The following is a 4,716-nucleotide window of genomic DNA, read 5'->3' as shown; positions in this document are numbered from 1 at the left end:
AGGTCAGCCTCGCCGGGCCCGGGTTCATCAACTTCCGTCTGCACGCGGGCTCGCTGCACGAGGCGCTGCGCCGGCTCCTGGAAGCGGGGGAACACTACGGGCAGAGCCGCACCGCGGCGGGCGTCCGCCTGCAGCTCGAGTTCGTCAGCGCCAATCCTACCGGCCCGCTCAACGTGGTGAGCGCCCGCGCCGCCGCTTACGGCAGCACGCTGGCGGCGATGCTGCGCTTCTGCGGTGCCGAGGTGCACTGCGAGTTCTACGTCAACGACGCCGGACGTCAGGTGGAACTCCTGGGAGCTTCGGTGCGCGCCCGTTTACTGGAGCGGCGCGGCGAAGCGGCGGATTTCCCTGCCGACGGTTACCACGGCGATTACGTGGGCGAGCTTGCCGCCGCCATGCCGGCGGCGGCGGCGACGGCGGCCCTCGCTTTGCCGGTCGCGGCCTCGCAGTCGGCCTGCGCCGCCTTCGCCGTCGAGCACCTGTTGGCGGCGCAGCAGGCCGACCTGGAGCGCTTCGGGGTGCGCTTCGAACGCTGGTTCCGCGAGAGCGAGCTGCACGCCTCGGGCGCGGTGGCGGAGACCCGCCGGCTCTTGGAAGCGAGCGGGCACACCTACGCGCAGGACGGCGCCGTCTTCTTCCGCAGCACCACCTGGGGTGACGACAAGGACCGGGTGCTGGTGCGTTCCGACGGCACGCCGACCTATTTCCTCGCCGACGCCGCCTATCACCGGGACAAGCACGAGCGCGGCTTCCATCCGGTGGTCGATGTCTGGGGACCGGACCATCACGGGCACGTGGCGCGCATGCAGGCCCTGGCGCGGGCGCTGGGCTACCCGCCGGACTGGCTCGAAGTGATCATCGTCCAGATGGTGCGGCTCTTCGACGCTGGGGAGAGCGTGGTGATGTCGAAGCGCGCCGGTCAGATCGTCACCCTCGCCGACCTGATGGCGGACGTCGGCGCCGACGTGGCCAAGTACTTCTTCCTCATGCGCCAGCAGAGCGCGCACCTGGATTTCGATCTGGATCTGGCGCGGAAGAAGAGCGACGAGAACCCGGTGTATTACGTGCAATACGCCCATGCCCGCATCTGCAGCGTACTGCGCAAGGCCGCCGCCGCCGGTTTGCGCTTGCGAGTTCCCGAAAGGTTCCTCGCCGACGAGCTCGGTCCGGCAGGGTCCGAGGATCCGGCCCCGGAAGCGACGGCGCTCGGGCGGCTGGAGACGGAGGCCGAGCAGGCCTTGCTCAAGCTGCTGCTCGACTACGGCGACCTGGTGCAGCGGGCGGCAGCGGCGCGGGAGCCCCACCGCCTGAGCACGTACTGCGAGGAGGTGGCGCGAGCCTTCCACAAGTTTTATCATGATCACCGCGTCATCCAGGAAGATCGGGAGCTCGCCCTGGCGCGCCTGGCTCTCTGTCACGCCACCCGGCGCGTGCTCGCTTCGGCGCTCGGGCTCATGTCGATCGCCGCGCCCACCACGATGTAAGGGGTCCGCATTGGCACAACCCATCCTCGTGGTCGGCTCCGTGGCGCTCGACGACATCCGCACCCCCTTCGGCGCCGTGCGCGAGTCCTTCGGCGGCTCCGCCGCCTTCTTCGCCCTGGCGGCGCAGTGCTTCGCCCCAGTGCGTATGGTGGCCGTGGTGGGCACGGATCTCGATTCCCAGTACCTGGAAACGCTCCGCCAGCGGGGCATCGACACCAGCGGTGTCGAGGTGGCACCGGGACGGACCTTTCGCTGGGGCGGCGCCTATGGCTTCGACCTGAACACGCGGGAAACCCTCTTCACCCAGCTCAATGTCTTCGAAGGTTTCCACCCCAAGGTGCCGACGGCGTTTCGAGACTCTCCCTTCGTTTTTCTCGGCAACATCCATCCAGACCTGCAGGCCGAGGTGCTGCAACAGGTGGAGAAGCCGCGCTTCGTGGCCTTGGACACCATGAACCTGTGGATCGAGAACGCCCGTGACGCCCTCCTCGCGGTGTTGCAGAGCGTGCACCTCCTCATCGTCAACGACGCCGAGGCGCGCCAGCTGGCGGGGGAGGCGAATCTGGTGCGCGCCGGACGGCGCTTGCTCGCGCTCGGCCCGCACACGGTGGTGATCAAGAAAGGCGAGCACGGCGCCTTGATGGTGCGCGAGGACGGCATGTTCGCCAGCCCGGCGCTTCCCCTCGAAGAGGTGCGCGATCCCACCGGGGCGGGGGACGCCTTCGCCGGCGGGCTGCTGGGGCACTTGGCGGCCAGCCCGGAGCCTCTCGGTCTGGCGCTGCGCCATGCCATCGCCTGCGGCACCGTGATGGCGAGCTTCGCGGTGCAAGACTTCGGCATGCAGGGTCTGCTCGCGGCGCGTCCCGAGGACATCGAACCGCGCCTGCGCAGCCTGCGCCTTCTCACCCAATTCGGCCCCGCCGATTCGCTGCACGAGATGGGGCGGAAGTAACGACTCCGCCATCGCCTGCGAGCAGGCGCGAGTTGTGAGCGTTTTCGCCCCTCTGCTACCATGAGAGGTGCACAATCAGGGTGCGCCCTCGTCACAACGTTCCATCAGCGCGGATTCCATCGTGTCCATCTCGAGAGCCGAGGCGCTCCTGCGCCGGTTGCCGCAGGTCACGGGCTGCCGCATCCGTGCCGACGAGAGCGGCCAGCCGGTGGCCGTGCTGGTGACTGCCGCTCCCGGGAGCAATCCCCAGGCGGTCCTCGCCGACGTCATCACCGTTCTCGGGGCGCAAGCAGGCCTGGACGTCCTCGACGATCAAGTGCACGTGGTGGTTCTGCCAGGAGCGGGGGAGCAGCCCCTGCCGGAGGTCGAGCCGCTGGCGGGGCCTGACCTCGCGCCCGAGACGCTGCCGGAGCTCGAGGTCGTGCCCGAGACGGTGCCCGAGTTCGAAGCCGTGCCGGAAGCGGCGTCGGCGCTGGCGGTCGAGCCCTTGGAAAGCGAGGGCAGGCTCCGGCTCGTCGCCTACGGTCTCCAGGTGAGCGAAAGCCGCAGCACCGCCCAGGTGGAGCTGGCCCTCGCTGCCCTGACGGTGCGCGGCGAGGCCCAGGGACATGGGGCCGGGGAGACGCCGGAACTCCTGGCGCAGGCTTGTCTCGACGCGGTCGAGAGGATCTGTCACGGGCGTGTCACGCTGCGGCTCGCCGGTTTCCGCCGTGTCGTCGTCGGCGGTGTCGAGCTCGTGGGCGTGGTGGTGCAAGAGAGCTGGGGCCGCGAGGAAAGGCTGCAGACCGGTGCGGCCCGCATCAGCGATGACGTGGGGCGCGCCGGGGCCTATGCCGTCCTCGACAGCCTGAACCGCCGTCTCGGTCGCATCCTCGCCGCGCCGCCCCTGGACTACCAGATCGACTGATCGTTGCCGCGGCGACAGCCGTTCCGCCGCCTCCCTTGACGCCTTTCCCCCCCGTCTCTAGGGTGCCGTCCGGAGGTTTCCCGTGCGTTACCGCGAGGCTGGCGTCGACATCGACCGCGCTGCCCGCATTGTCCGCGGCATCGCCCGCCTCGCCCCGGCGACGTGGGGACCGCAGGTGTTGTCGGAGATCGGTGCCTTCGGCGGTCTCTACGCCGCCTCGGCTCTCGGGCGCGACCCCGTGCTCGTGAGCAGCATCGACGGTGTGGGCACCAAGACGCGCATCGCCTCGCTCGCCCGGCGCTGGTCCGGACTCGGCGAAGACATCGTGCACCATTCGGTGAACGACATCCTGGTGCAGGGCGGGCGGGCGCTCTTCTTCCTCGACTACATCGGGGCTTCCCGGTTGGAAGAAGCGGCGGTGCTCGAGATCATCGAGGGCATGACCCGCGCCTGCCGGGCCCACGACTGCGCCCTCATCGGCGGCGAGACGGCGGAGATGCCGGGCACTTACGCCGGCGGTGACTACGACGTGGTCGGTTGCATCGTCGGCGTCGTCGAACGCGAGCGGCTCCTGGACGGGAGCCGCGTGCAGCCGGGCGACGAGATCTGGGGGCTGCCTTCCAGTGGCTTGCACACGAACGGCTACTCGCTGGCGCGGCGGGTGTTGCTGGAGGAGGCGGGTCTCGCTCTCGACGCCCGGCCGGCGGGACTCGAGAGCACCCTGGGCGAGGCGCTGCTGGCGCCGCATCGTTCCTACTTCCACGAGCTCTGGCCGCTGCTGCTGGAGAATCGCCTGCATGCTCTCGTCCACCTCACCGGCGGCGGCTTCGACGACAACATCCCTCGCGTCCTGCCCGAGGGCTGCGAGGCGGAGATCGATCCCACCAGCTGGGAGATCCCGCCTCTCTTCGCCCTGATCCAGCGTCTGGGCCGCGTCCCCTGGGAGGAGATGCGCCGCGTCTTCAATGTGGGGATCGGGATGATCGCGATCCTTCCCGCCGCCGAAGCGCCGGCCTTCGCCGGCGCCACGCGCGGTGCCCGGCGGCTCGGCACCATCGTGGCCGGACCGCGTCGCGTTCGTTTCCGCGACTGAAGGGCGCCGGCGTCGACGCCGGCCTGCTCGTCCGCCGTGCACTCGCGCCGAACCCCTGCACCGCCACGGATCAACGCCGCTCCGGCCCGCGCCGTTCCGGGAGGGCGGGTGTGGCGGGAGCACGGCGCGCCCCGGCACGCCGAGCCGTTCTCGCCAGCCAGCGCGCAGCGCGCGCCTCGCAGCCCTTGTCTCTCCTTCTTGGTACGAACCCTGCCATGGCCCCCTCGTTCCCTGAACTGCTCCCGACTGCACGACCACCCGTGGCGCCAGATTCGAGTTG

General features: G+C 70.0%; 4 protein-coding genes. All 4 read left to right on the top strand.

From position 1 onward, the window contains the following. The coding region (gene argS, locus VFE28_08165) for an arginine--tRNA ligase (GenBank protein ID HZM15960.1) at nt 1–1,484 on the top strand (1,484 nt) is incomplete at its 5' end. Nucleotides 1,485–1,494: 10 nt separating this feature from the next. After that, entirely contained in the window at nt 1,495–2,436 is a 942-nt protein-coding gene (locus VFE28_08160) for a PfkB family carbohydrate kinase (GenBank protein HZM15959.1), read from the top strand. A gap of 121 nt (nt 2,437–2,557) precedes the next feature. Next, nucleotides 2,558–3,343 carry a hypothetical protein gene (locus VFE28_08155; GenBank protein HZM15958.1) on the top strand — a complete coding sequence of 262 codons (786 nt, stop codon included), beginning with the start codon at nt 2,558–2,560 and terminating at the stop codon, nt 3,341–3,343. An 82-nt stretch (nt 3,344–3,425) separates the two neighbouring features. Continuing rightward, the gene (purM, locus tag VFE28_08150; GenBank protein ID HZM15957.1) at nt 3,426–4,436 is read left to right on the top strand and encodes a phosphoribosylformylglycinamidine cyclo-ligase; all 1,011 of its coding nucleotides are present in this window, start codon (nt 3,426–3,428) and stop codon (nt 4,434–4,436) included. Nucleotides 4,437–4,716 lie beyond the last annotated feature (280 nt).

Source organism: Candidatus Krumholzibacteriia bacterium, from assembly GCA_035649275.1.
Lineage (GTDB): Bacteria > Krumholzibacteriota > Krumholzibacteriia.
Note: the sequence above shows the minus strand (reverse complement) of the source record. Positions and strands in the feature narration are given on the sequence as shown.